The sequence below is a fragment of the Roseomonas gilardii subsp. gilardii genome, assembly GCF_023078375.1.
GTDB lineage: Bacteria > Pseudomonadota > Alphaproteobacteria > Acetobacterales > Acetobacteraceae > Roseomonas > Roseomonas gilardii.
On sequence record NZ_CP095554.1, the window covers coordinates 3,866,012 to 3,889,034 of the forward strand.

22 protein-coding genes and 1 tRNA gene are annotated in these 23,023 nt (G+C 71.0%); 3 read left to right on the forward strand and 20 right to left on the reverse strand.

What is annotated here, in order from left to right:
• Positions 1-10 precede the first annotated feature (10 nt).
• Positions 11-1,483, reverse strand: a complete 1,473-nt coding sequence (locus tag MVG78_RS17805) for a SulP family inorganic anion transporter (RefSeq protein ID WP_247554101.1) — start codon at positions 1,481-1,483, stop codon at positions 11-13.
• A gap of 380 nt (positions 1,484-1,863) precedes the next feature.
• The gene (locus MVG78_RS17810) at positions 1,864-3,666 is read right to left on the reverse strand and encodes an aminopeptidase P family protein (protein ID WP_247554103.1); all 1,803 of its coding nucleotides are present in this window, start codon (positions 3,664-3,666) and stop codon (positions 1,864-1,866) included.
• A gap of 193 nt (positions 3,667-3,859) precedes the next feature.
• On the opposite strand from MVG78_RS17810, the gene MVG78_RS17815 reads away from it, so the two are divergent.
• Complete coding sequence (locus tag MVG78_RS17815; RefSeq protein WP_247554105.1) at positions 3,860-4,207, forward strand: DUF1127 domain-containing protein; 348 nt, start codon at positions 3,860-3,862, stop codon at positions 4,205-4,207.
• 163 nt (positions 4,208-4,370) lie between these two features.
• On the opposite strand, the gene MVG78_RS17820 is transcribed toward MVG78_RS17815, so the two are convergent.
• From MVG78_RS17820 to metF, 5 genes are all read right to left on the reverse strand, one after another.
• Positions 4,371-5,312: a 50S ribosomal protein L11 methyltransferase gene (locus MVG78_RS17820; RefSeq protein WP_247554107.1), complete on the reverse strand. Its 942-nt coding sequence runs from the start codon at positions 5,310-5,312 to the stop codon at positions 4,371-4,373.
• On the reverse strand, positions 5,312-7,576 hold the full coding sequence (locus MVG78_RS17825; RefSeq protein WP_247554109.1) for an ATP-dependent helicase: 2,265 nt from the start codon (positions 7,574-7,576) through the stop codon (positions 5,312-5,314). The genes MVG78_RS17820 and MVG78_RS17825 overlap by 1 nt, the downstream gene beginning before the upstream one ends.
• Complete coding sequence (locus tag MVG78_RS17830) at positions 7,573-8,070, reverse strand: pentapeptide repeat-containing protein (RefSeq protein ID WP_247554111.1); 498 nt, start codon at positions 8,068-8,070, stop codon at positions 7,573-7,575. The genes MVG78_RS17825 and MVG78_RS17830 overlap by 4 nt, the downstream gene beginning before the upstream one ends.
• 72 nt (positions 8,071-8,142) lie before the next feature.
• Positions 8,143-9,120, reverse strand: coding sequence for a phosphoribosylaminoimidazolesuccinocarboxamide synthase (locus tag MVG78_RS17835; RefSeq protein WP_247554113.1), 978 nt, complete (start codon positions 9,118-9,120; stop codon positions 8,143-8,145).
• 203 nt (positions 9,121-9,323) lie between these two features.
• Positions 9,324-10,388: a methylenetetrahydrofolate reductase [NAD(P)H] gene (metF, locus tag MVG78_RS17840; RefSeq protein ID WP_247554133.1), complete on the reverse strand. Its 1,065-nt coding sequence runs from the start codon at positions 10,386-10,388 to the stop codon at positions 9,324-9,326.
• Between the two features lie 191 nt (positions 10,389-10,579).
• Between metF and MVG78_RS17845 the strand changes: the two genes are divergently transcribed.
• Both MVG78_RS17845 and MVG78_RS17850 read left to right on the forward strand, forming a co-directional pair.
• On the forward strand, positions 10,580-11,437 hold the full coding sequence (locus tag MVG78_RS17845) for an MlaA family lipoprotein (protein WP_247554135.1): 858 nt from the start codon (positions 10,580-10,582) through the stop codon (positions 11,435-11,437).
• A gap of 257 nt (positions 11,438-11,694) precedes the next feature.
• Positions 11,695-12,324, forward strand: a complete 630-nt coding sequence (locus MVG78_RS17850; RefSeq protein WP_247554137.1) for an MlaC/ttg2D family ABC transporter substrate-binding protein — start codon at positions 11,695-11,697, stop codon at positions 12,322-12,324.
• 51 nt (positions 12,325-12,375) lie between these two features.
• On the opposite strand, the gene MVG78_RS17855 is transcribed toward MVG78_RS17850, so the two are convergent.
• The 13 genes from MVG78_RS17855 to MVG78_RS17915 all read right to left on the reverse strand — a co-directional run bounded on the left by MVG78_RS17855 (position 12,376) and on the right by MVG78_RS17915 (position 22,877).
• Positions 12,376-12,591, reverse strand: coding sequence for a hypothetical protein (locus tag MVG78_RS17855; RefSeq protein ID WP_247554139.1), 216 nt, complete (start codon positions 12,589-12,591; stop codon positions 12,376-12,378).
• A gap of 127 nt (positions 12,592-12,718) precedes the next feature.
• Positions 12,719-13,264, reverse strand: a complete 546-nt coding sequence (locus MVG78_RS17860) for a GNAT family N-acetyltransferase (RefSeq protein ID WP_247554141.1) — start codon at positions 13,262-13,264, stop codon at positions 12,719-12,721.
• Positions 13,265-13,365: 101 nt separating this feature from the next.
• Complete coding sequence (gene ettA, locus MVG78_RS17865; RefSeq protein ID WP_247554152.1) at positions 13,366-15,045, reverse strand: energy-dependent translational throttle protein EttA; 1,680 nt, start codon at positions 15,043-15,045, stop codon at positions 13,366-13,368.
• A gap of 102 nt (positions 15,046-15,147) precedes the next feature.
• On the reverse strand, positions 15,148-15,369 hold the full coding sequence (locus MVG78_RS17870; protein ID WP_247554154.1) for a hypothetical protein: 222 nt from the start codon (positions 15,367-15,369) through the stop codon (positions 15,148-15,150).
• Positions 15,370-15,701: 332 nt separating this feature from the next.
• Positions 15,702-15,926, reverse strand: coding sequence for a hypothetical protein (locus MVG78_RS17875; protein ID WP_247554155.1), 225 nt, complete (start codon positions 15,924-15,926; stop codon positions 15,702-15,704).
• A 163-nt stretch (positions 15,927-16,089) separates the two neighbouring features.
• On the reverse strand, positions 16,090-16,758 hold the full coding sequence (locus tag MVG78_RS17880; RefSeq protein ID WP_247554157.1) for an RraA family protein: 669 nt from the start codon (positions 16,756-16,758) through the stop codon (positions 16,090-16,092).
• A 7-nt stretch (positions 16,759-16,765) separates the two neighbouring features.
• Positions 16,766-17,566 carry an ABC transporter permease gene (locus tag MVG78_RS17885; protein WP_247554159.1) on the reverse strand — a complete coding sequence of 267 codons (801 nt, stop codon included), beginning with the start codon at positions 17,564-17,566 and terminating at the stop codon, positions 16,766-16,768.
• On the reverse strand, positions 17,563-18,420 hold the full coding sequence (locus tag MVG78_RS17890; protein ID WP_247554161.1) for an ABC transporter permease: 858 nt from the start codon (positions 18,418-18,420) through the stop codon (positions 17,563-17,565). Before MVG78_RS17890 ends, MVG78_RS17885 begins: the two co-directional genes overlap by 4 nt.
• Entirely contained in the window at positions 18,417-19,493 is a 1,077-nt protein-coding gene (locus tag MVG78_RS17895) for an ABC transporter ATP-binding protein (RefSeq protein WP_247554163.1), read from the reverse strand. The genes MVG78_RS17890 and MVG78_RS17895 overlap by 4 nt, the downstream gene beginning before the upstream one ends.
• A complete protein-coding gene (locus MVG78_RS17900) occupies positions 19,493-20,575 on the reverse strand; it encodes an ABC transporter substrate-binding protein (protein ID WP_247554165.1) in 1,083 nt (360 codons plus the stop codon). Before MVG78_RS17900 ends, MVG78_RS17895 begins: the two co-directional genes overlap by 1 nt.
• Positions 20,576-20,719: 144 nt before the next feature.
• Complete coding sequence (locus MVG78_RS17905; protein WP_247554167.1) at positions 20,720-21,451, reverse strand: sulfite exporter TauE/SafE family protein; 732 nt, start codon at positions 21,449-21,451, stop codon at positions 20,720-20,722.
• 76 nt (positions 21,452-21,527) lie between these two features.
• Positions 21,528-21,600, reverse strand: a tRNA-Ile gene (locus tag MVG78_RS17910).
• Between the two features lie 14 nt (positions 21,601-21,614).
• Complete coding sequence (locus tag MVG78_RS17915; RefSeq protein ID WP_247554169.1) at positions 21,615-22,877, reverse strand: E22 family MetX-like putative esterase; 1,263 nt, start codon at positions 22,875-22,877, stop codon at positions 21,615-21,617.
• Between the last annotated feature and the right edge of the window lie 146 nt (positions 22,878-23,023).

The following is a 23,023-nucleotide window of genomic DNA, read 5'->3' on the forward strand; positions in this document are numbered from 1 at the left end:
TCCCGGGGCCTCACATCTCCGCCGGGCTGAACCGCCCGTGCCGTTCCACCATGCCGGCGCTGGCCTCGTTCAGCCCGATCACCTCCACGCGCAGCCCGTGGCGGCGCATCTTGTTGACCACGCCTTCCAGCGCGCCGACGGCGGTGATGTCCCACAGATGTGCCCCGGTCAGATCGATCACCACCTGCTGCGCCACCGCGTCGCGCAGGTCGAAGGCATCGGCGAACATCTCGGCGGAGGCGAAGAAGACCTGCCCCCTCACCGTATAGGTCCGGGTGCGGCTGGCCTCGTCGTACCGCTCCTCCACCTGCAGCAGCCGCATGACCTTGAAGGCGAAGAAGACGCCGCTCAGCAGCACGCCGACGAAGACGCCCAGCGCCAGGTTGTGCGTCACCACCACCACCGCGACGGTGGCCAGCATCACCAGGCTGGACAGGCGCGGATGCGCCGCTAGGTCCCGCAGCGAGGACCAGGAGAAGGTGCTGACCGAGACCATGATCATGATGGCCACCAGCGCCGCCACCGGCACCTGCGCCACCCAGGGGCGCAGCAGCACCATCAGCACCAGCAGGAAGGCCCCCGCCACGAGGGTGGAGAGCCGCCCCCGCCCGCCATAGCGCAGGTTGCCCACGGTCTGTCCGATCATGCCGCAGCCGGCGATACCGCCGAAGGCGCCCACGGCGATGTTGGCGATGCCGAGCCCGGTACATTCGGCGCGCTTGGAGCTGTTGGTCTCCGTCCAGTCGTCCACCACCCCGGCGGTCATCATGGATTCCAGCAGCCCGACCATCGCCATGGCCAGCGCATAGGGGAAGACGATCCGCAGCGTCTCCAGGTTCAGCGGCACCTGTGGCCAGACCAGGGAAGGCAGGGAGTCCGGCAGGCGCCCCAGATCCGTCACGGTGCGCAGCGGCATGTCCAGGCCCATGGAGAGGGCGGTGAGCACCAGGATGCAGATCAGCGGCGAAGGGATCGCCTGGGTCACGCGCGGCACGAGGTAGATGATCGCCAGCCCCAGCGCGATCATCGCATAGGTGTGCCAGGTCACGTCCATCATCTGCGGCAGCTGTGCCGAGAAGATCAGGATGGCCAGCGCGTTCACGAAGCCCGTCCGCACCGAGCGCGAGACGAAGCGCATCAGCACGTCGAGCCTGAGCAGGCCGAAGACCACCTGGATCGCCCCGCAGAGCAGCGTGGCGGCCAGCAGGTATGGCAGCCCGTGCGCCGAGACCAGCGCCGCCGCCACCAGCGCGACGGAGCCGGCGGCCCCCGAGATCATGGCCGGCCGGCCGCCGGTGAAGGCGATCACGATGCCGATCACGAAGGAGGCGAAGAGCCCCACCTCCGGATCGACCCCGGCCACGAAGGAGAAGGCGATCACCTCGGGGATCAGGGCGAAGGTGCCGACCATGCCGGCCAGGATTTCGCGGTGGAGACTGCCGCCGGTCCATTCGGCCCGGTAGCGTGCGAGGTCGAAGCTCATGGGAGGCTCATGGGGGGAATGACGGTCCCGGTTCCTTGGGCCGTGTCACGCGCGGGATGCGGAGGACGGCCGGGAACCATCCGCGCCCCAGGCCCGGCCTCCCCCCGCCGATCCCCGGCCTTCGCTCGCAACAGGCGATCATGGGCCGCCGCATCGTGCGGCGGATCGAAGCATGTCGTTGTTGCGAGCACAGCCTACATCGGCGTGGTGATCCCTGTGATGATCCCTGTGGTGATCCCGCTGGCCTCATGCGGCGGGCGCAGGCACGAAACATGCCGGAACCGGCCGGGGCCCGATTTTGCGGTGCGGCAGGGTTAGACCCTGCCGCAGGAGGGTGCAAGCCGCCCGGCGGCGGATGGCACGCGCGCCCCCTTCCCCGCTCAGAGCGGCGCGCAGGCCCTTCGCAGCCAGGCCGCCACCTCGTGCTCCAGGCCCGGCGCCACCTCCGACGCCACGCGGGCATGATAGACATCCACCCACTCCCGCTCCGCCGGCGTCAGCAGGGCCGGCAGGATCAGCCGGCGCTCATAGGGCGCCAGGGTTAGCGTCTCGAAGCCCAGCCAGGGCCGCCCGGAGAGCCCCTGCCCCGCGGAGCGCGTCAGCAGCAGGTTCTCGATGCGGATGCCATAGGCCCCGGGCAGGTAGAAGCCCGGCTCGTCGGACAGGATCATCCCCTCCTCGATCGGCACCGGCCTCGCCGCCCGGGAAAAGGCCACCGGCCCCTCATGCACGGACAGGAAGGACCCCACCCCGTGCCCCGTGCCGTGGTCGTAGTCGAGCCCCGCATCCCAGAGCGGCCGCCGCGCGATGGCATCCAGGTGCGGCCCGGCCACGCCCTTGGGGAAGGTCAGCGTGGCCAGGGCGATGTGGCCGCGCAGCACCCGCGTGTAGCGTTCCCGCAGCTCCGGGGGCGCCTCGCCCGGCCCGCTCCACAGGGTGCGGGTCACATCCGTGGTGCCGTCGAGGAACTGCGCCCCGCTGTCGATCAGGTAGCATTCGTCCCGCCCGATCGCCCGGTCCGTTTCCGGCGTCACCCGGTAATGCACGATCGCCCCGTTCGGCCCGGCGCCGGAGATGGCGGGGAAGGATTCCGCCCGGAACAGCGGCAGCGCCCGGCGGAATTCCAGCAGCTTCCTGGCCGCCGTGATCTCGGTCTGCCCGCCCCGCGGCGCCTCCCGGGCGAACCAGCAGAGGAAGCGCGCCAGCGCCAGCGCATCCCGCGCATGGGCCGCCCGCGCACCTGCCTGTTCCACCATGTTCTTGCGCGCACGGGGCAGGCGCACCGGGTCCTCCCCCGCCACCACGCTCGCCCCGGCCTCACGCAGCCGCATGGCGAACCAGGCCGGCGTCAGGTCCGGATCGACCCGCACCCGCTTGCCCGCCAGGGCCTTCAGCGCCTGCGGCCATTCCTCCGGCGCGCGCAGTGCCACGGCATTGCCCAGATGCGCCCGCAGCGCCTCGTCCAGCTTGGCCGGGGCGATGAACAGGTCCACCGTCCCATCCGCCCGCAGCACGCCCTGGGACAGCGCCAGCGGCGTGTGCTCCAGATCCCCGCCCCGGATGTTGAGCAGCCAGGCGGTGCTGTGCGCATCGGCCAGGATCGCCGCATCCTCGCCCGCCGCCCGCAGCGCCGCGGCGGCCGCCTCGCGCTTCTCCTCCGCGCTCTGCCCGGCATGTTCCGCCGCCTGCGGCAGGGCGCGCGCCATGGGCGGCGCGGGCCGGTCGCTCCAGGCGGCATCCAGGGGATTGCTGTCCAGCGGCACCAGATCGGCACCGGAGGCCGCCAGCTTCTCCACCGCTGATTCCGGCATCAGCCGGGGGTCGTAGCCGATGCGGCGGCCCTTCGCATGCTCCCGCAGCCAGTCCACCGCCGGCTCCTCGGTGATGTGCCGCCGTTCCCAGAGGGCCGGGTCGGTTTGCGCCGCCACCTGGGTGGTGTAGCGCCCGTCGGTGAAGACCGCCGCCCGTTCGGGCAGGACGATGGCCAGCCCGGCGCTGCCCGTGAAGCCGGTGAGCCAGGCCAGGCGTTCCGCCGAGCTTGGCACGTATTCGCCCAGATACTCGTCCGAGCGCGGCACCACGAAACCCTCCACCCCGAGGCCGGCCAGATTCCGGCGCAGGGCCTCCAGCCTGGCTGCCGGAGGGGCTACCGGGGATGCCGTTTCACCCGTGACAGCGCTCACGAGACCGCGACCTTCGTAAACGACATGTTTCGCTCCTATTTCATGACCTGGGCGCATATCTCAGCAGCCAGATCCGCACGAGCAAAAGCGGCGGGCGCGCTTATGTTGCTTTGCATCAAGCGCGGCACGGCGAAGCGAGTCGAAGACAGAACGACCCACCGCCCCGAACCGCGCCGCGAAAGGAACGCTAGTCATGAATACCCGGATCAACCAGACCGAAGCCGCCCTGATGATGCCGATGCCCGCCAATGCCCAGGCCGAGCGCGTCCAGGCCCTGCGCCAGCAGGCCCTGCAGCAGAGCGACAGCGGGATCGGCCGCTGGTTCCGCAGCCTGACCCTGCGTCTCTCCGAGGGCCTGCAGCGCCGCCGCGCGATGGCCGAGCTGCAGGAGCTGACGGATCGCGAGCTGGCCGATATCGGCCTGACCCGCGCCGACATCCCGCACCTGTTCGACCGTATGGCGCAGCAGGAGAAGGTGGCCGCCCGCGCCCCGGTGTCGCGTCCGGCCAACGACTTCGGCGGCAAGCGCGCCGCGGCCTGAGGCCACGGGCCGGCGGGCATCCCGCCGGCATCAGGCTTGCGTCTTCCGCATGGAATTTCGCCAGTCACAGCAAAAAGGGACGGTTCGCCGTCCCTTTTTCGTGCCCGGCCGCTGGTGCCAGAAAAATTCCGCCCCTTTTGCTGCACTGCGGGATAGGCTGCTCTCAACGCTTCCGCAGGACCAGGGTGGACCACTGTCCGAGGTCGATCCGCCGTTCCAGCACCAGCCCGCAGCGGCGATGCGCCGCCAGCACCATCCGCACCTGGGTGCCGAGCAGACCGGCCAGGATCGCGGTGCCGCCGGGGCGCAGATGCGTGGCGAGATCGCGCGCCATGGCGCAGAGCGGGCGCGCCAGGATATTGGCGAAGACGAGGTCGTAGCGCCCGTTCCGCACCACCGGATCGCGCCAGCCATCCGCCAGCTCCGCCCGGAACAGCCCGCGCAGCCCGTTCATCACCCCGTTCTCGGCCGCCACCCGCACCGACCAGGGCTCGATATCCGTGGCCAGCACCTTCCGGTGCAGCAGCTTCGCCGCCGCCATGCCCAGGATGCCCGAACCCGTGCCCAGGTCCAGGATGCGGCGCGGCCTGCGATAGGCCACGGCCTCGAAGGCCAGCAGGCAGCCGCGAGTGGATTCGTGCTCGCCGGAACCGAAGGCCAGCCCGGCATCCAGCCGCAGCACCAGGCGCCGCCATTCCCGCGGGTTTGGCAGATGCGTCGGGCGGATGATGAAGCGCCGGCCCAGCTCCTGCTCCGGAAAGGCCTCCACGGTGCGGGCCAGCCAGCCCTCCGCCTCGGTCGGATAGCGCTCCGGCTCCCCGGCATCGAAGCCCGAGACCGCCGCCGCCAGGGCCAGCGCCGCGCTCAACGCCGCCTCGTCGCCGTTCTGCTCCCAGACGCCTTCCAGCCGCCAGGTCTCCTCCAGCGGTGGCTCGCGGAAATAGCCGACGGTGCGGCAGAGGCTTTCCAGCGCCGCCTCGTAATAGGGCACCGCCTCGTCCGGGATGCCGGTCAGCACCAGCGTTTCCAGCGGAATGGCCCAGCGCGTGTTGCCCTGGGTCGGCCAGTGGCCGGGCTTCTGCTGGATGGCGGTCTCGCTGCTCATCAGGCGCGCTCCACGAAACGGTCCAGCACGCGCTTGCTGCCGGTCTTCTCGAAATCCACGTCCAGGCGGTCATCCTCCACCCGGGTCACGCGTCCGTAGCCGAATTTCTGGTGGAAGACGCGGGTGCCGACGGTCATGGCATCCTTGCGCGCCGGTCGCGCCTGCACCTCCCAGGCGCCTTTCTCGGAAAGCTTGGCCTCCATGATCCGTGGCCGTCCGGCGCTGATGGGACCATGCGCGAAGACGCTGGGCGCCGTCGCCATGCGCTGCCGCTGCATCGCCGAGGAGCCCTCGACCTCCACCGCCTCGCGCGGCAGCTCGTCCAGGAAGCGCGACGGGATGGCGGCCGACCAGTTGTTGTAGATGCGCCGGTTCGCCGCATGGCTGATCACCGCCATCTTCCGCGCCCGGGTGATGCCGACATAGGCGAGGCGCCGCTCCTCCTCCAGCCCCTTGGTCCCGCCCTCGTCCAGGGCACGCTGGTGCGGGAACAGCCCCTCCTCCCAGCCCGGCAGGAAGACGAGGTCGAATTCCAGCCCCTTCGCCGCGTGCAGCGTCATCAGGGAGACCTTGGCCTCCGGGGCGTTCTCGTCATTCTCGGTCACCAGCGCCACATGGTCGAGGAAGCCCGCGAGGCTCTCGAACTCGCCGATCGCGCGCAGCAGTTCCTTCAGGTTCTCCAGCCGGCCCGGCGCCTCGGCCGACTTGTCCTGCTTCCACATCTCCGTGTAGCCGCTCTCGTCGAGCATGGTGGCCACCGTCACCACATGCCCCTCGCGCGCCAGCATCTCCCGCCAGCGGCTGAACCCGTCGAACAGCTCGCGCAGCGCCGCGCGCGGCCTGGGGCGGAAGGCATCGGTGCGCGCCAGTTGCTCCGCCGCCACGGCGAGCGGGATGCCCTGCTCGCGCGCCGCCACATGCATGTGCTGGAGCCCGCTGTCGCCGACGCCGCGCCGTGGCGTGTTCACGATACGCTCGAAGGCCAGGTCATCGCTCGGCTGGTGCAGGATGCGCATATAGGCCATGGCGTCGCGCACCTCGGCCCGTTCGTAGAACTTCAGCCCGCCCACCACGCGATAGGGCACGCCGAGCACGATCAGCCGTTCCTCGAAGGCGCGCGTCTGGAAGCCGGCGCGCACCAGGATCGCCATCTCGCCCGCGCTGATCCCGTCGCGCTGTGCCTGCTCGATCCGCTCGCCCACCATGCGGGCCTCCTCCTCGGAGTCCCAGAGCGAGACGACGCGGACCTTCTCGCCCTCCGCATCGTTGCGTCCGGGGCGGAGCGTCTTGCCGAGCCGGCCCTCGTTCTTCGCGATCAGCCCGGCGGCGGCGGCCAGGATCGGCTTCGTGGAGCGGTAGTTACTCTCCAGCCGCACGATCTGCGCGCCGGGGAAATCCTTCTCGAAGCGCAGGATATTCTCCACCTCCGCGCCTCTCCATGAGTAGATCGACTGGTCGTCGTCGCCCACGCAGCAGATGTTCCGGTGCCCCTGCGCCAGCAGGCGCAGCCAGAGATACTGCACCGTGTTGGTGTCCTGGTACTCGTCCACCAGGATATAGCGGAAGCTGCGGTGGTACTGCGCCAGCACCTCGGGCTGGGTGCGCAGGATCTCCGTCATGTGCAGCAGCAGGTCGCCGAAATCGACCGTGTTCAGGTCGCGCAGGCGGGACTGGTAGGCTTCGTAGATCTGCCGCGCGCGGCCATTGGCGAAGTCGCTGTCCTCCGCCGGCGTCACCCGCTCCGGCGTCAGGCCGCGATCCTTCCAGCGCTGGATCACCGCCATGAGCCCCTGGGCCGGCCAGCGCTTCTGGTCGATGCCGCCCGCCGCCTCCATCACCTGCTTCAGCAGGCGGAGCTGGTCGTCCGTGTCCAGGATGGTGAAGGAGGAGGTCAGCCGGACATATTCCGCGTGCCGCCGCAGCATCCGGGCGCAGAGCGCGTGGAAGGTGCCGAGCCAGAGCCCCTCCGCCGGGCGGCCCAGGATATGGGAGACGCGCTCCCGCATCTCCCGCGCCGCCTTGTTGGTGAAGGTCACGGCCAGGACCTGGTTCGGGAAGGCCCGGCGCGTCATCAGGATATGGGCGAAGCGCGTGGTCAGCACCCGCGTCTTGCCCGTCCCCGCCCCGGCCAGCACCAGCAGCGGCCCGTCCACCGTCTCCACCGCCGCCCGCTGCTCCGGGTTCAGCTTGCTGAGGTAGTCGGGCTCCGGCAGGTCCCGCAGCCCGCCACCCGCCATGGGCGTCACGTCGCGGCTGTCGCTCATTGGCAGCGTCCCATCGATCCGGCCCCGCAGATTCGCGTGCCATCCGTCCAGCGCGCCCCGTCCAGCCGGGCGGAGGACAGGTCGGCCCCGTCCAGCACCGCGCCCGTCAGGTCCGCGCCGCTCAGATCGGCCCGGAAGAGCCGGGCGCCCCGCAGGTCTGCCCCGTTCAGCTTCGCCCCGTCCAGCATCGCCCGCGTGAAGTCAGCCCGGCGCAGGTTGGCGCCGCCCAGATCCGCCTGGCTCAGCAGGGCGGAGCCGAAGCGGGCCTGCTGCCCGTCGACCCCCCGCAGCACCGCCCCCACCATGTTGGCGCGGGAGAAGCTGGCATCGCGCAGCACCGCCCCCGTCAGTTCGGCCTCCGGCAGGTCCCGCCCGTCCAGCAGGCAGCGCCGCCAGTCCACCCCGGGGGCGGGCAGGTCGTTGCAGGCGGCGCGGGCGGGCGCCGCGACGGCCAGGAGGAGCAGGGCGAGGAGGATCGGAAGGGCGGGGCGCACGCGACAGGATATAGAACGCCAGGAGAACGCGGTCGAGGAAGCCTGGCGCCCCCTCGCCGCCCGCCCGCCCACCTATTTCGGGAAGTACCCCGCCAGGTTCCGCCGCACCCGCGCCAGCACGTCCTCGCCCGCGGGCGGGAGCTGGAAGCGCTGCCCGGTGATCATCTCGAAGGCCCGGATATAGACGGCAGCGGTCTCCAGGATCACCTCCTGCGGGATCTCCGGGATCTCGTCCTTGTAGGGGTCGCAGCGCGCCACCACCCAGTTGCGCACGAAATCCTTGTCGAAGCTTTCCGGCTTCTCCCCCTTGCCGAACAGCGTCCGGTAGGAGCCGAGCAGCCAGTAGCGGCTGCTGTCCGGCGTGTGGATCTCGTCCGCCAGCACGATGTTGCCGTCCGTGTCCGTGCCGAACTCGTATTTCGTGTCCGCCAGGATCAGCCCACGCTCCCGCGCCAGTTCCTGCCCGCGGGCGAAGAGCTTCAGCGCGTACTCGCTCAGCGTCTCCCACTGGCTCTTCGACAGCAGCCCGCGCGCCACGATGTCCCCCGCCGTCAGCGGCTCGTCATGCCCGCCGTCGAAGGCCTTGCTGGTGGGCGTGATGATCGGCTCGGGCAGCTTCTGGTTGTCGCGCATCCCGTCGGGCAGGACATGCCCGTACATCCGCCGCTGGCCCTTCTTGTAGAGGGTCAGGATCGAGGTGCCTGTCGTGCCGGCGAGATAGCCGCGCACCACCACCTCCACCGGCAGGATGGAGAGCTTCCGCCCCACCACCACGTTCGGGTCGGGGTATTCGATGACATGGTTCGGGCAGATGTCGCGCGTCGCCTCGAACCAGTAGCGCGCCGTCTGCGTCAGCACCTGCCCCTTGAAGGGGATGGCGGCCAGGATGCGGTCGAAGGCGCTGATCCGGTCCGTCGCGATGATGATGCGCTTGCCGTCCGGCAGGTCGTAATTGTCCCGCACCTTGCCGCGATAGTGGTTCGGCAGTTCCGGAATGGTCGCGTCGCGGAGGGTCTGCTGCGCGCGCGCGGCGAGTTCTGTGAGGTCCATGCCGGTCTCGTCTCCGGAGAGAGGCTCCGCCCGCCACTGCCCCGGTCGGAGCGGCGGCGGGCCGGGAGGGATTGATCTGCGGCTATGCCTCCGCGCCCGGGGAAAGAGCAATGCTCCTCTCCGGGGCGGGGCCGGAAGAGAGGCTTCCCCAGGCGCCCCGGCCGCGCCGCCGGCCAGGGGTTCAACCGGGGTTCAGCCAAGCTTCAGTCCTGGGCGGAACCGGCGGCCTGCCGCTCCGCGGCCTCGGCCTTCGCTTCCTCGGCGGGGCCGGATTCGCTGGCCGGCCCGGCCGGCTCCGCCGGGCGCGCGCCCAGGATATGGGCGATGGCATAGGTCAGGTCCGGCCGGTTCAGCGTGTAGAAGTGGAACTCGTCCACGCCATTGGCCTGGAGCAGCCGCACCTGCTCCGCCGCCACCACCGCCGCCACCATGCGGCGGGTCTCGATGTCGTCGTCCAGCCCCTCGAACAGAGCCCCCATCCAGTCCGGCACCGAGGCGCCGATCCGGGCGGAGAAGTTGCGCATCTGATTGAAGTTCGAGACCGGCATGATGCCCGGCACGATCGGCACGGAGATGCCCGCCGCCAGCGCCCGGTCGATGAAGCGCAGGAAGGTCTCGCTGTCGAAGAAGTACTGGGTGATCGCCCGGGTCGCACCCGCATCGATCTTGCGCTTCAGGTTGTCCAGGTCGGCATCGGCCGAGGCCGCCGCCGGATGCGTCTCCGGATAGGCCGCCACCGAGATCTCGAAGGGCGCGATCCGCCGCAGTCCCTCCACCAGATCCGCCGCATAGGCATAGCCCTGCGGATGCGGCACGTAGTCGGAGGCCCCGGCCGGCGGGTCGCCGCGCAGCGCCACGATATGCCGCACCCCGGCATCCCAGTACTGCCGCGCCACCTCGTCCACCTCGCCGCGCGAGGCACCGACGCAGGTCAGGTGCGCCGCCGGGGTCAGCGCGGTCTCCCGCACGATCCGCGACACGGTGGCATGGGTCCGCGCCTGGGTGGTGCCGCCCGCGCCATAGGTCACGGACACGAATCGGGGCGCCAGCGGCTCCAGCCGCCGGATGCAGGCCCAGAGCTGGTTCTCCAGCGCCTCGGTCCGCGGCGGAAAGAACTCGAAGGACAGGGCCGGGGCGGGCAGCGCGGCCGGGGCGGGCAGCGCGCCGAAACGCGGCCCGGTCAGCCAGCGTCCCAGCGGATTGACGCCTGGTTCAAGGCCGGGGCTGGCACCGGAGGCGCCGGCGCCGGGGGTCGCGACATGGTTCATGCGCCCCTCATAGCCTGTCCGTTCCCGGGTGGCACCGTCTCCTTTTTGGCTCCGGCGGCTTTTCGGCGGGACATCACGGGGCGAAACCGCCATCCTGTCGCGATATCTTGTCCTTCCCGAGGTTCGTCCTTCCGCTGCCCGGTGGTAAGGCGAATCTTCAAACGATGCCTCATCGGAGCCTGTCCGACACAATGCGTTCCTTCCGCCTTCTGGCCATCACGCTGGTTCTGGGCATGAGCGCCTGCGCCACGCGCCCCGATCCGTCCGACCCGGAGGCGGTCGCGGAGTTCGAGCAGACCAACGATCCGATCGAACCCTTCAACCGCGCCATGTTCGATGTGCATCAGGGTATCGACAAATACGCCCTGCGCCCCGCCGCCCTGGGCTACCGCGCCGTGCTGCCGCAGCCGGTGCGCGACGGCATCCACAACGCCATCGGCAACCTCAAATCGCCGGTCATCTTCATCAATGACGTGGCCCAGGGCGAGGTCGGCCGCGCCCGCGACACGCTGACGCGCTTCATGCTGAACAGCACGGTTGGACTGGGCGGCCTCTTCGACGTGGCGGCCAGCCTCGGCCTGCCCGCGCATGACGCGGACTTCGGCATCACCGCTGGCAAGGCGGGAATCGGCGAGGGACCCTATCTCTTCATTCCGCTGGTGGGCCCCAGCAACCCGCGCGACCTGACCGGCTATGGCGCCGGCATCGCCGCCAACCCCTTCACCTATCTCACCTTCGGCAATGATGGGCTGAACTACGCCTATGACTATGGCGTGCCGGTGCTGGGCGGGCTCGATACGCGCGAAAGGCTGATCGACACCATCGACGCGGTCAACCGCACCAGCCTCGATCCCTACGCGACCTACCGCTCCGGCTACCGCCAGCAGCGCAACGCGCAGATCGCCAGCACCGGCGCCGCCCCGGCCCCCGGCCCCGCCAACCCGGCCGCCGCCAGCACGGGCATCGGCGTCGGCACCCGCGTCCCCGGCGCCGCGCCCAGCCTGGACAAGACGAGGCCGGCCCAGCCTTCCCGCCTGCCCGCGAACTGAGGCGCGTGGCCCCCTCCGCCAGAGGCCCCTTGCCGGGAGCCTCTGGAAGAACCTGCCGAGGGGTGGCAAACCCGCGACCCGATAACCGCTTTACCCACAGATCCGGGCAGGCGGCCCGGACCGAGCGGCCCCACCGGACCGCAGGTCCGGCCCGCGAGGCCGTCCGGGACACCGGCGCCGGCCCCCGGGAACCAAGCCCCTGGCCTGGACCCCTCTCCGGCCGACAGAGAACCGCGGAAGACGATATGACGAGCCCCATGACCCGACGCCCGCTCCTCCTGGCCGCCCTGGCCCTGCCCGCGGCACTGGCCCTCCGCCATCCGGCGCTGGCCCAGTCCGTGGACCCGGGCCGCGCCACCGCCTTCATCCAGAGCACCGGGCAGGAGCTGGTGGCCGCGATCAACGCCAATGCCCCGGTGGCCCAGCGCCGCCAGCAGGTGGCGGGCATCCTGCGCCGCGCCGTGGACATCCAGGGCGTCGGCCGCTTCATCCTGGGCCGCTGGTGGCGTCAGGCCAGCCCGGCGGAGCAGCAGGAATACATGCGCCTTTTCGAGGAGACGCTGATCCGCAACCTGTCGTCCCGCTTCGGCGAATACCAGGGCGTCCGCTTCTCGCTGGGCCGCGCGCAGCAGCGCACGGAGGACGACGTGCTGGTGAACACCATCATCGAGCGCCCCAGCACCGCCCCCTTCACGCTCGACTGGCGGGTGAGCGATGTCGGCGGACAGCCGAAGATCGTGGACGTGATCGCGGAGGGCGCCTCGCTGCGCCTGACCCAGCGTTCCGAGTATTCCTCTGTGATCAGCCGCAACGGCGGCCGGGTCGCCGCCCTGCTGGATGCCATGAAGCAGCAGATCGCCCAGCTCCAGGCCCAGGAAGGGCGCTGAGCCGGATCGGCACCCCCATCGGCCTGGATGCCAGGCCGGTGGGGCCTTGGATCAGCGGATCGAGCCCGTCCCCGGCCCGCCCCGGGCCTGGGAGCCGCTGCCGCTGTCGTCGCGCGGCGTCGCGCCCGGCATGGCCTGGGTCGTCGGGTTGAAGTTGTTGTTCAGGCTATCTCTCGGCGAGCGGTCGGCCTGCGGCACCGGCCGGTCGGGGCCACTGCAGGCGGCGAGCGAAACCAGGCAGCTCGCGATCAGCAAAGGCTTGTACATCCTTGTCTCCTCGGGAGCAGGAGAACGTCGGTCCCCGGACCGGCGGGTCGCTCCGTTCGTTAAGCGATCCGAAGCGCGGCTTCGCCATTTCACGTTCGCGTGTTCCATTGCCCCCGGCGATACCCGGTCAGGCAGCCACGCCTCCGTCCTTCCGGCGGCTCTCATAGACCATCATCCGGTGGCCCTTGTGCAGGAAGCTGTCCGCCTGGGTCATGCCGATGCTGCCCAGCACGGCGCGGGAGCTTTCATTGGTCTCCCGCGCCACGGCGATGATCCGCTCCAGCCCCGCCCGGTGCCCGAAGGCCAGGGCGGCGCCGGCAGCCTCCCGCGCATAGCCCTGCCCCCGGCATTCCGGCCAGAGCGCGAAGCGCAGTGCCACGCCGCGCCCGTCCGGGCGCTCCATCAGCCCGGTGATGCCGAGGAAGGCCTCGTCCTCCTGCCGGTGGACGCACCAGGTGCCGTAGCCGCGCACCGTCCAGAAGTCGATGTCGTCCTCCATCTCCTCCCGCGTGCGTTCCGGGCTTCGCACCCCGTGCAGCATGATGCCGAAGACCCGTTCATCCGCCTTCAGGGCGGTCAGTTCGGGCAGGTTCTCCCAGCCGACAGGCAGCAGCAGGAGGCGCGGCGTCCGGACCAGCCGGGACAGCCGCAGGGAATCGGAGGAATGGAACATCGTCGTCGTGACACCAGGGCACCGGCCCCGCCGCCCTGCCCGCGGATCGGGCGAGGCGGCGGGTTCACCGGAAGGAGGACGGGAGGCCGTCCCTCACGCGCTCAGCGCGTGAGGGGCCGGTACTTGATCCGGTGCGGCTCGTCGGCCGCGGCGCCCATACGTCGCTTCTTGTCGGCCTCATAGGCCTGGTAGTTGCCCTCGAACCACTCCACGTGGCTGTCGCCCTCGAAGGCCAGGATATGGGTGGCCAGCCGGTCCAGGAACCAGCGGTCATGCGAGATGATGACCGCGCAGCCCGCGAAGTCCTGCAGCGCCTCCTCCAACGCGCGGAGCGTGTCCACGTCCAGGTCGTTGGTCGGCTCGTCCAGCAGCAGGACATTGTGCGGGTTCTTCAGCATCTTCGCCAGATGCACCCGGTTCCGCTCGCCGCCCGAGAGCACGCCCACCGGCTTCTGCTGGTCGCCGCCCTTGAAGTTGAAGGCGGCGCAATAGGCGCGCGAGGGCACGGACCGCTTGCCCATGGTGATCATGTCCTGCCCGTCGGAGATCTCCTGCCAGACGGTGCGCTTGTCATCCAGGCTGTCGCGGCTCTGGTCCACATAGCCGAGCTGCACGGACTCGCCGACGATCATCCGGCCGGAATCCGGCTGGTCCGCGCCGGTGATCATCTTGAACAGCGTGGTCTTGCCGGCGCCGTTCGGGCCGATCACGCCGACGATGCCGCCGGGCGGCAGCTTGAAGGACAGGTCGTCGATCAGCAGCCGGTTGCCGAAGCCCTTGCGGATGTTCTCCGCCACGATGACCGTGTTGCCCAGGCGCGGCGCGGGCGGGATCTGGATCTCGGTCGGGTCGGGGGCCTTCTCCAGGCTCTTGGCCAGCAGCTCCTCATAGGCCTGGATGCGCGCCTTGCTCTTGGCCTGGCGGGCGGAAGGGCTGCGCCCGATCCATTCCTGCTCCTCGGCCAGTTGCCGCTGGCGGGAGCTCTCCTCCTTCTCCTCCTGCTTCAGCCGCTTGCGCTTGGCTTCCAGATAGGCGGAGTAGTTGCCCTGATAGGGGATGCCGCGGCCGCGATCGACCTCCAGGATCCAGTTGGTCACGTTGTCCAGGAAGTAGCGGTCGTGGGTCACCACCAGCACCGCGCCCGGATACTCGCGCAGCGTCTTCTCCAGCCAGCTCACGCTCTCCGCGTCGAGGTGGTTGGTCGGCTCGTCGAGCAGCAGCAGCTCCGGCTTCTCCAGCAGCAGCTTGCACAGCGCCACGCGCCGGCGCTCGCCGCCCGAGAGGTTGGTCACCGGGCTGTCGAAGGGCGGGCAGCGCAGCGCGTCGAGCGCGATCTCGACGGTGCGGTCGATCTCCCAGCCATTGGCGGCGTCGATGCGCTCCTGCAGCTCGGCCTGTTCGGCCAGCAGGGCGTTCATCTCGTCGTCCGTCATCTCCTCGGCGAACTTCATCGAGATCTCGTTGAAGCGCGCGAGGTCGGCCTGCACCACGGCGAAGGCGCCCATCACGTTCTCGCCCACCGTCTTGTCGGGGTCGAGATGCGGCTCCTGGCTCAGATAGCCGACGCGGACGCCCTCGGCCGCCCAGGCCTCGCCACCATATTCCTTATCCTGCCCCGCCATGATGCGCATCAGCGTCGACTTGCCGGCGCCGTTCGGGCCCAGCACGCCGATCTTGGCATCGGGCAGGAAGCTCAGGGTGATGCCCTTGAAGACCTCGCGCCCGCCCGGATAGGACTTGGTGAGATCCTTCATCACATAGACATACTGGTAGGCGGCCATGGCGCGGTCTTTCAGGCAGAACGTGGAAGGATTTGCGGCCGGTTCTACCGGCTCGGCTCCGTAGCGTCGAGCATCGGCATCGAGATCGGCGGCCGCCGGGGTTCAGCGTCGCCGCCCGCCCCGGCCGGGAGTGCCACCCTGGGCTCCCCCTCGCGGGATGCGGGTGGGGGCGTGGAAATCCGGTGGCTTCCCTGCGATCCAGCGCAGGAAATCCGCCAGCCTCGGTTCGCCCCGCAAGGCTTCCGGGGAGGCGAAGTGCCGCGCCAGCTCCGCCTCGCCGAAACGGGCATGGATGGCACTGTGGCAGATCTGGTGCAGCCGCACCGTCCCCTTATGCGTGCCGCCCTTGAGGCGCGGGATCAGGTGATGCCGGCTGGAGCGCGCATGGGCCGGGATCGGCCGCAGGCACAGGGCACAGACAGGCCCCTCCCCTCTTCCGCCCAGGCCGGGGCGGGTGGCGGCAACCTGTCTTCCGGTGGGGCATGGCGTCGCGGGCGTCGTGACACCGGTGTCATATGGGGCCGCTTCCACGCGCCGGAAGATGGCGTGCCATGCCCAGGCCGCGTGGCACGGTCGCGGCGCCGGGCCGCTGCCATGACCCCTGCTTCACCGCCTCAGGCCCCGGGGCCGCCCTGGCCCCGGAGCCCGTCGGCCGTTCAGTCGTTGCTGGTGGCGGGCTTGGTCGTGTGATGCCGCGTGGAGTGGCTGCGCTGTGTGCGGTGGGTGGTGGACTTGTGCTTCGCCCCCGTCGTCGCCGGGCTGGCGGCGGGCGCCGCCGTCGTGGCGGGCGCGCTGCTGTCGGTGGACTGCGCGAAGGCCGGCACGGAGACCGTGACCAGGCCCGCGGCCGCGAGGGCCAGGAACATGTGACGCAGAGACATTGGGTGTCTTCCCTGAGATTCTCCGGCTCCCCCGGCCGGATGCCAGGACGAAACCACGGAAACCCCATGCCGTGCGTGAAGCCTTGGAAAGCCCGCCTCCATGCCGCAGATGCGAGGAAAGGGGGAGGGTTGACATCCTCCCCCCGGCCCTCTTCCAGCCGGCTCAGCCCAGCCCGGCCAGCACCTTCGCCGTGGCGCCGCTGATCTCGCCGAGCTTCTCGCCCGCCGCGACCCGGGCCTGGGTCTTCATCCCGCGCTCCTGCCGGGTGATCGCCTCGCGGGCCTCGGCCTCCGCCTCGGCGGGTGGCAGCACCAGCACGCCGGATTCGTCGCAGAGCACCGCATCGCCCGGCGACACCACCACGCCGCCAATGGAGACCGGCACGTTCAGCCGCCCGCCCAGGTCATAGATCCGCGTGGTGATCGGCGCCTGCCCCCGGCACCACAGGGGGAAGTCGCTGGCCTCCACCTCCTCCAGATCGGTGCAGGGCCCATCCACCACGCCGGCCCTGGCGCCCGCCGCCTTGGCCGCCACGGTCACGCCGCCGCCCCAGCAGGCGTGGCGCACATCGCCCAGCCGGTCCACCACCAGGATGTCGCCGGGGCGCAGCAGGCCCAGCGCATGGTGCAGCAGGGTGGAATCCGGCCCCGGGATCTGCAGCGTCACCGCCGTACCCGCCACCCGCTTGTGGCGCAGCAGCGGCTGCACGCCCCGGTCCACGAAGCCCCAGTGGCGCCAGTGGCCGACCGTGGCGGTCTCCGTCTGCTCCAGCAGCGCGATCACCTCGGCGCTGATCTGCGGCGCGCTCTTCTCCACGACGTATTTCGGCATCCTCACCTCACTCCTTCGCAAGCGCGCGCTGGAAACCCACCAGCCGCTCCACCAACAGAACCACCGCGAGCGCCACGACGATCAGCGCCATGGCCAGGGCCGCCACCAGCGGATCGGACCGGCTCTCGGTGTACTGGAACATCGCCACCGGCAGGGTCGTCAGGCGCGGCCCCACCAGGAACAGGCTGATCACCGTCTCGTCGAAGGAGACCAGGAAGGCCAGCGCCCCCGCCGCCACCGCCCCGGGCGCCGCGATCGGCAGCGTCACCCGCAGCGCCGCGCGCAGCGGCGTGGCGCCCAGCGTCCAGGCCGCCTCCTCCACCTCGCGCGGTACGGCGGCGAAGGCCTGCGCCATGATCCGCACGGCGAAGGGGATGGCCACGAGGCTGTGCCCCAGCGCCAGCCCCGGCCAGGTCGCGATCAGCCGCATCGGCTGAAGCGCCAGCATCAGCCCCAGCCCCAGCACCAGCGTCGGCAGCAGCAGCGGCGCCGCCAGCAGGCCGGCCACCACCCCCTTGCCGGGGAAATCCAGCCGCGTCAGCGCATAGGCCGCCGGCCCGCCGACCAGCAGCGCCAGCGCCGCGACGATCAGCCCCAGGATCAGGCTGGTGCCGAGCGCGCCCATCAGCGGCCCATTGGCCAGCAGGGCCTCGTACCAGCGCAGGGAGAAGCCCGGCGGCGGAAAGGTCAGGTAGTTGCCGGCGCTGAAGGACACCACCAGCACCACCACGGCCGGCCCCAGCAGCAGCAGATAGCCGCAGACCGCGAAGAGCCGCAGCAGCGGCCCCGCTTCCGTCACCGCCCTCATGCCACCCGGCCCTCCCCCGCCTGGGTCCGCTTCGCCATGCCGGCCAGCACCCCGCGCAGCAGCATCACGGCCAGCAGGGCCAGAAGCAGCAGCATCGCCAGCACCGCCGCCACCGGCCAGTCCACCGTGGTCAGTGCCTGGTCATAGATCTCGGTCGCCACGGTGAAGACCCGCCCGCCGCCCATCAGCCGCGGCGTGATGAAGGCGGAGATGCCCAGCACCAGCCCGAGCAGGAAGGCCCCGCCCAGCGCCGGCGCCGCCAGCGGCAGCGTCACCCGCAGGAAGGTGCGGCTCCGCCCCGCCCCCAGCGTCGCCGCGGCTTCCTCCAGCCGGGGATCGAGCCGCCCCAGCCCGGCGATCAGCACCAGCACCGCATAGGGCATCAGGCTTTCCACCAGCCCGATCCAGACGCCGGTCCAGTTGTTGATCAGCGGCACCGGGGCGCTGGTCAGGCCGAACCAGCCCAGGGCCACGTTGATCAGCCCGAGATCGCCCAGGATCGCCCGCCAGCCCACCACCCGCGCGGTGCCGGAAATCAGCAGCGGCGAGACCGCCATCAGCGCCAGCGGCGCCCGCCAGCGGGGCGAGGCCCGGCGGATCAGCAGCACCACCGGCAGCGCCAGCGCGGCGGCGATGGCCGAGGCCCCGGCGGAGAGCACCAGCGTGTCCCAGGCGAGCCCCCAGTAATACGGGTCCCCCGTCACCTTGGCATAGGTCTCGGCGGTCAGCGCCGCCTCCATCGCCCCGGTCTCGGCGGTGCGGTTCAGGCTGATGCGGAAGAGGCCCAGCATCGGCCAGAGGAAGGCCAGCGCCAGCACCAGCAGTGCGGGGGCGCTCAGCAGCCATCCGGTCACGCGGGGAACACCCGCAGGTCCTCCGGCCGCAGGGCGAGGCGCACCGCATCCCCCACCCGCAGCGCGGCGCCGGGATCGTAGGCGGGCAGTTCCGCCTGCACCGGCCCGGCCGGGGTCTCGGCCTCCAGCCAGACGATCTCGCCGCTATAGGTCCGCCGCAGCACCCGCCCGTCGAGCAGCACCGTGCCCTCCGGCGCCTGGCCCTCCGGCACCACCCGCACCCGGTGCGGCCGCAGGAAAGCCTCCGCCGCCCCGGCCGGATGCCCCGCCGCCACCGGCAGGGCGGCGCCCCCGGCGCGGAACACCCCGCCCGGCTCCACCGCGCCCGAAAGCCGCGAGGCCCGCCCGACGAAGCCCGCCACGAAGCGCGTCGCCGGCTTCTCGAAGACCTCCTCCGGCGGCGCCATCTGCTCGATCCGCCCATCCTTCATCACCGCGACGAGGTCGGCCATGGCCAGCGCCTCGCTCTGGTCATGGGTGACGAAGACCGCCGTGGTGCCGAGCCGCTGCTGCAGGGCGCGGATCTCGTCGCGCACCTCCTCCCGCCGCTTGGCGTCCAGCGCCGAGAGCGGCTCGTCCAGCAGCAGCAGGTCGGGGCGGATCGCCAGGGCCCGGGCCAGGGCCACGCGCTGCTGCTGCCCGCCCGACATGGCGCGGGGCTTGCGGTCGGCCAGGGCGCCCAGCCCCACCATCTCCAGCGCCTCGCGCGCCCGGGCCAGCCGCTCCGCGCGCCCGACGCCGCGCATCTCCAGCCCGAAGCCCGCATTGGCCAGCGCGCTCATATGCGGGAAGAGCGCATAGGACTGGAACACCACCCCCATGTTCCGCCGGTGCGGCGGCAGGGCGGTGACATCCTGTCCCGCCACCACGACACGGCCGGAATCCGGCTGCTCCAGCCCCGCGATCATGCGCAGCGTCGTGGTCTTGCCGCAGCCGGAGGGGCCAAGCAGGGCCAGCAGCGCCCCCTTCGGCAGTTCCAGCGACACATGGTCCACCGCCAGCGGGCCGCCCGCGCCGAAGCGGCGGGTCAACCGCTCCAGGACCAGATGAGCGGGCGCCGGATGAGCCCCCATCAGCGCGTGGCCGCCGTCATCACCTCGCGCCTCCAGCGCTGGTTCCAGTTGTCACGCAGCTTCACCGCCTCCAGCCAGTCGATCGGCACGATGCGGCTGCGGTATTCCGGGGCCAGGGCGGTGCGGCCGATCGCCCTGGCCTCCCTCTGCGCCTGCAGATTGGTCGGGCCGTAGAACATGCGGTCGGTGAAGGCCGCCTGCGGCCCGGCGGAGAGCGCGTGGTTCAGGAAGGCGATGGCCTGCTCCCGGTGCTTCGCCCCCTTCACGATGTTGATCGTGTTGATCTGGAAGGCCGTGCCCTCCGCGGGGATCACCACGCCCAGCTTGCCCTTGCTCTGGTCGTGATAGAGCTGCGAGCGCGCGTTCCAGCCGGTGCCGAAGGCGATCTGCCCGCTCAGCACCATGGAATAGGCATCCGGGCTCGGCTGGAAGGTCTGCACGTTCGGCACGATCTGCTTCAGCAGCGGGATCGCGGCGCCGATGTTCTTCCAGTCGCCCGAGGCGCTGTGCGCCAGGATCGCCGTCAGCGCCATGCCCTGGATGTCGGGCGGCGCGCTCAGCGAGGACTTGCCCTTGTATTCCGGCCTGGCGAGATCCATCCAGCGCGCCGGCGCCGCCTTGATCGCCTCGGCATCGTAGATCAGCGTCAGGTGGTCATAGGTCACCGCCGGGCCGCAGCCATTGCCCACCTTGTTGGCCTGTTCGTCGAGTTCCTTCAGCACCGGAAGGATCTCGGGCGTCAGCGGCTCCACCAGCCCTTCCGCGCAGGCGGCGGCAGCGGTGCTGGCGTCCATGATCACCACATCCACCTGCGGGTCTGCCTTCTGCGCCCGCAACGTGCCCAGCATCTGGGCGGACCCGCCGAGGCCGGGATCGGTATACTGAACCGTCACCCCACTGGCCTGGGAAAAGGGCTGCACCACCACCTGGGAATAATTGTCCTTGAACACCCCGACATAGGCGAGGAGCACCATCTCGCCACCCGGCCTCGCATTGCCCTGCGCCCGGGCAACGGGCATGGCCGCCAGGGCCGACAGGCAGAGCGCGAGGGTCAGGCGGCAGGTCGAACCAGGCAGGCGCATGGGCTTCTCCAGGGAATCCGCGTCGTGGTCTGCGGGGGTGCCTGCAAGCATCGGACCAATGACGGGATGCGCAACCCTATCATCTCGCAACTGCGTCGCGCCGGTATACACGCCCCCCATTCTGGGCGCCCTTGCCCCGGCCCTTCACCCCCAGAGTGGCAGGCCGATCACCGCCGCCAGGGCGATCAGCCCGAAGCAGGTCCGCCGGAACAGGACCTCGCTCGCCCGGCCGAACATGCCGCTGCCGCACCACAGGCCCAGCGCGTAGCCCGGCGCCATCAGCGCCGCCAGCACCAGCGCCTCCCCGGTCAGCAGTCCGGCGAACAGATAGACGATCATGCTGATCACCCCGCTGGTGGCGAAGAAGAGCACGATGTTCGCCCGCACCTTCGCGGCCGGGATCGCGCCACCCAGCCAATAGGCCACCGCGGGCGGTCCGCCCATCTGCGCCAGGCCCGCGAAGACCCCCGACCCGGCACCGACCGCGAGCGAGAGCGGCCAGGCCGGGCGCCCGTGATAGCGCCAGCCGGAGGCCAGCAGCACCAGCATCCCCACGGCCAGGGCGCACATGCCCCAGCGCAGCGCCACCGGGTCCAGCCGCAGCAGCAGCCAGGCCCCCAGGGGCGCCCCCACCAGCGCCCCGGCGGTCAGCCAGGCGACCTCCCGCCGCGCCGCACCGCGCCATGCGGCGGGGACCAGGGGAAAGGCCGTGGCATTGTCCACCAGCACCAGCAGCGGCGCGGCCAGCTTCGGCTCCAGCACCGCGCTCGCCAGCGGAACGAAGATCAGCGCCGAGCCGAAGCCGGAGAAGCCGCGCGCCAGCCCGGCCAGCGCGGCGGCGAGAAGCGTGGCCAGCAGGGGCATCGCAGGGGGCAAGTGAGGGGTGATCACAGAGGCCATTCCATTCCGGCCGGCGGCGTCGCGGCGCATCGGCGGCGTGGGCGGAAGCGGATGGGCCGGGCAGGAATCGAACCCGCAACCAAGCCGTTATGAGCGGCCAGCTCTAACCGTTGAGCTACCGGCCCTCCGCGGAGCGGGTTTAAGGGCCCCGCGGCGGCTCGGCAAGGAAGGCGCGGATCGCCTCCCCCGCCCCGGCAATGCCGGCCAGCCACTCGCCATGCCCCTGCGGACCATCGAGCGATGTCAGCTTCACCGGCCGGCCCAGCCCCTTCAGCACCCCTTCCAGCTCCCGCGCGTATTCGATCGGGAAGAGCCGGTCCCGCTCCGCCGGCACCAGCAGCCAGGACGCCTTCCCCTGCGACAGCGCGGCGCGCGTGTCCGGGTATTCGTTCAGGAAGAGCTGCATCGCCCGGGTCAGATAAAGGAAGGAATTCGCATCCGCGAGCTTCGCCCGGCCCGCGGCGATCTCGGTCAGATAGGGATCGACCGCCACGGTGTCGGTCATCCGGCGCGCCGGGTCCTGCCCCTCCGCCGCCCGTCCGTCGAAGCGCGACAGCGCCGCCCGGTCCTGGGTCTGCAGGGTGATGATCCGCAGCGCATCGGTCAGCCCGCGCAGCGGCGGCTCCCGCCCCTGGGCATAGTAGTCGCCGTTGCGCCAGTTGGGGTCGGCGCGGATCGGCGCCTCCCAGACCTCCATCCAGGCCTGTAGCCAGGCATCCATCCGGCCGACCGGCATCACCGGCATCACCCGGTCCACCAGGGCGGGATAGGCCGCCGCCCATTCGATGGCCTGCATCGCCCCCATCGAGGGCCCGGCCACCAGCGCCAGCCGCTTCACCCCCAGGCTGTCCAGCAGCCCCTTCTGCACCTCCACGAAATCGCGGATCGACAGCACCGGGAAGCTCATCCCATAGGGCCGCCCGGTGGAGGGATCGACGCTGGCCGGACCGGTGCTGGTGGTGCGGCTTTCCCGCACATAGAGATTGGCGGGCGTGTCGCTCGCCACCACGAAGAAGCGGCTGGTGTCGATCGGCTTTCCCGGCCCGATGATCGCGTCCCACCAGCCCAGCGGCCCGTTCGCATCGTTGCGGCCGAAGGCCTGGCCATTGGCGACGAAGGGATGGGTGATCAGCACGGCATTGCCACCCGCCGCGTCCAGCGTGCCCGCGGTCTGGTAGCCGATGCGCATCCGCGCCACCGTGGCACCGCCGCGCGTGACGAAGCCCGGGATCTCGAAGGTCTTCTTCTCCACCAGCATGGCCTCCCCCGCCGGGTCGGAGGAAGGCTGGGCCGGGTTCTGGGCCGGGTTCTGGGCCGGGGCTTGCGCCTGGGCCGGCAGGACGCCGCGCAGCGCGGCGGCGAGGCCGAGGAGGAGAGGGGGCAACATGCGGCGCGGCGTCATGACGATTCCTGGATCGCGCGTTCTGGACGGCGATGCTGCCGCCGCCCCCTCCCCCGCGCAAGCCGCCGCCCGGCGGCAATGGGGGCACCTCGCCAGCCTGTGCGGTGGCGAAGACGGCCCTTTGCTGCTACGGGGGCGGTGACGGC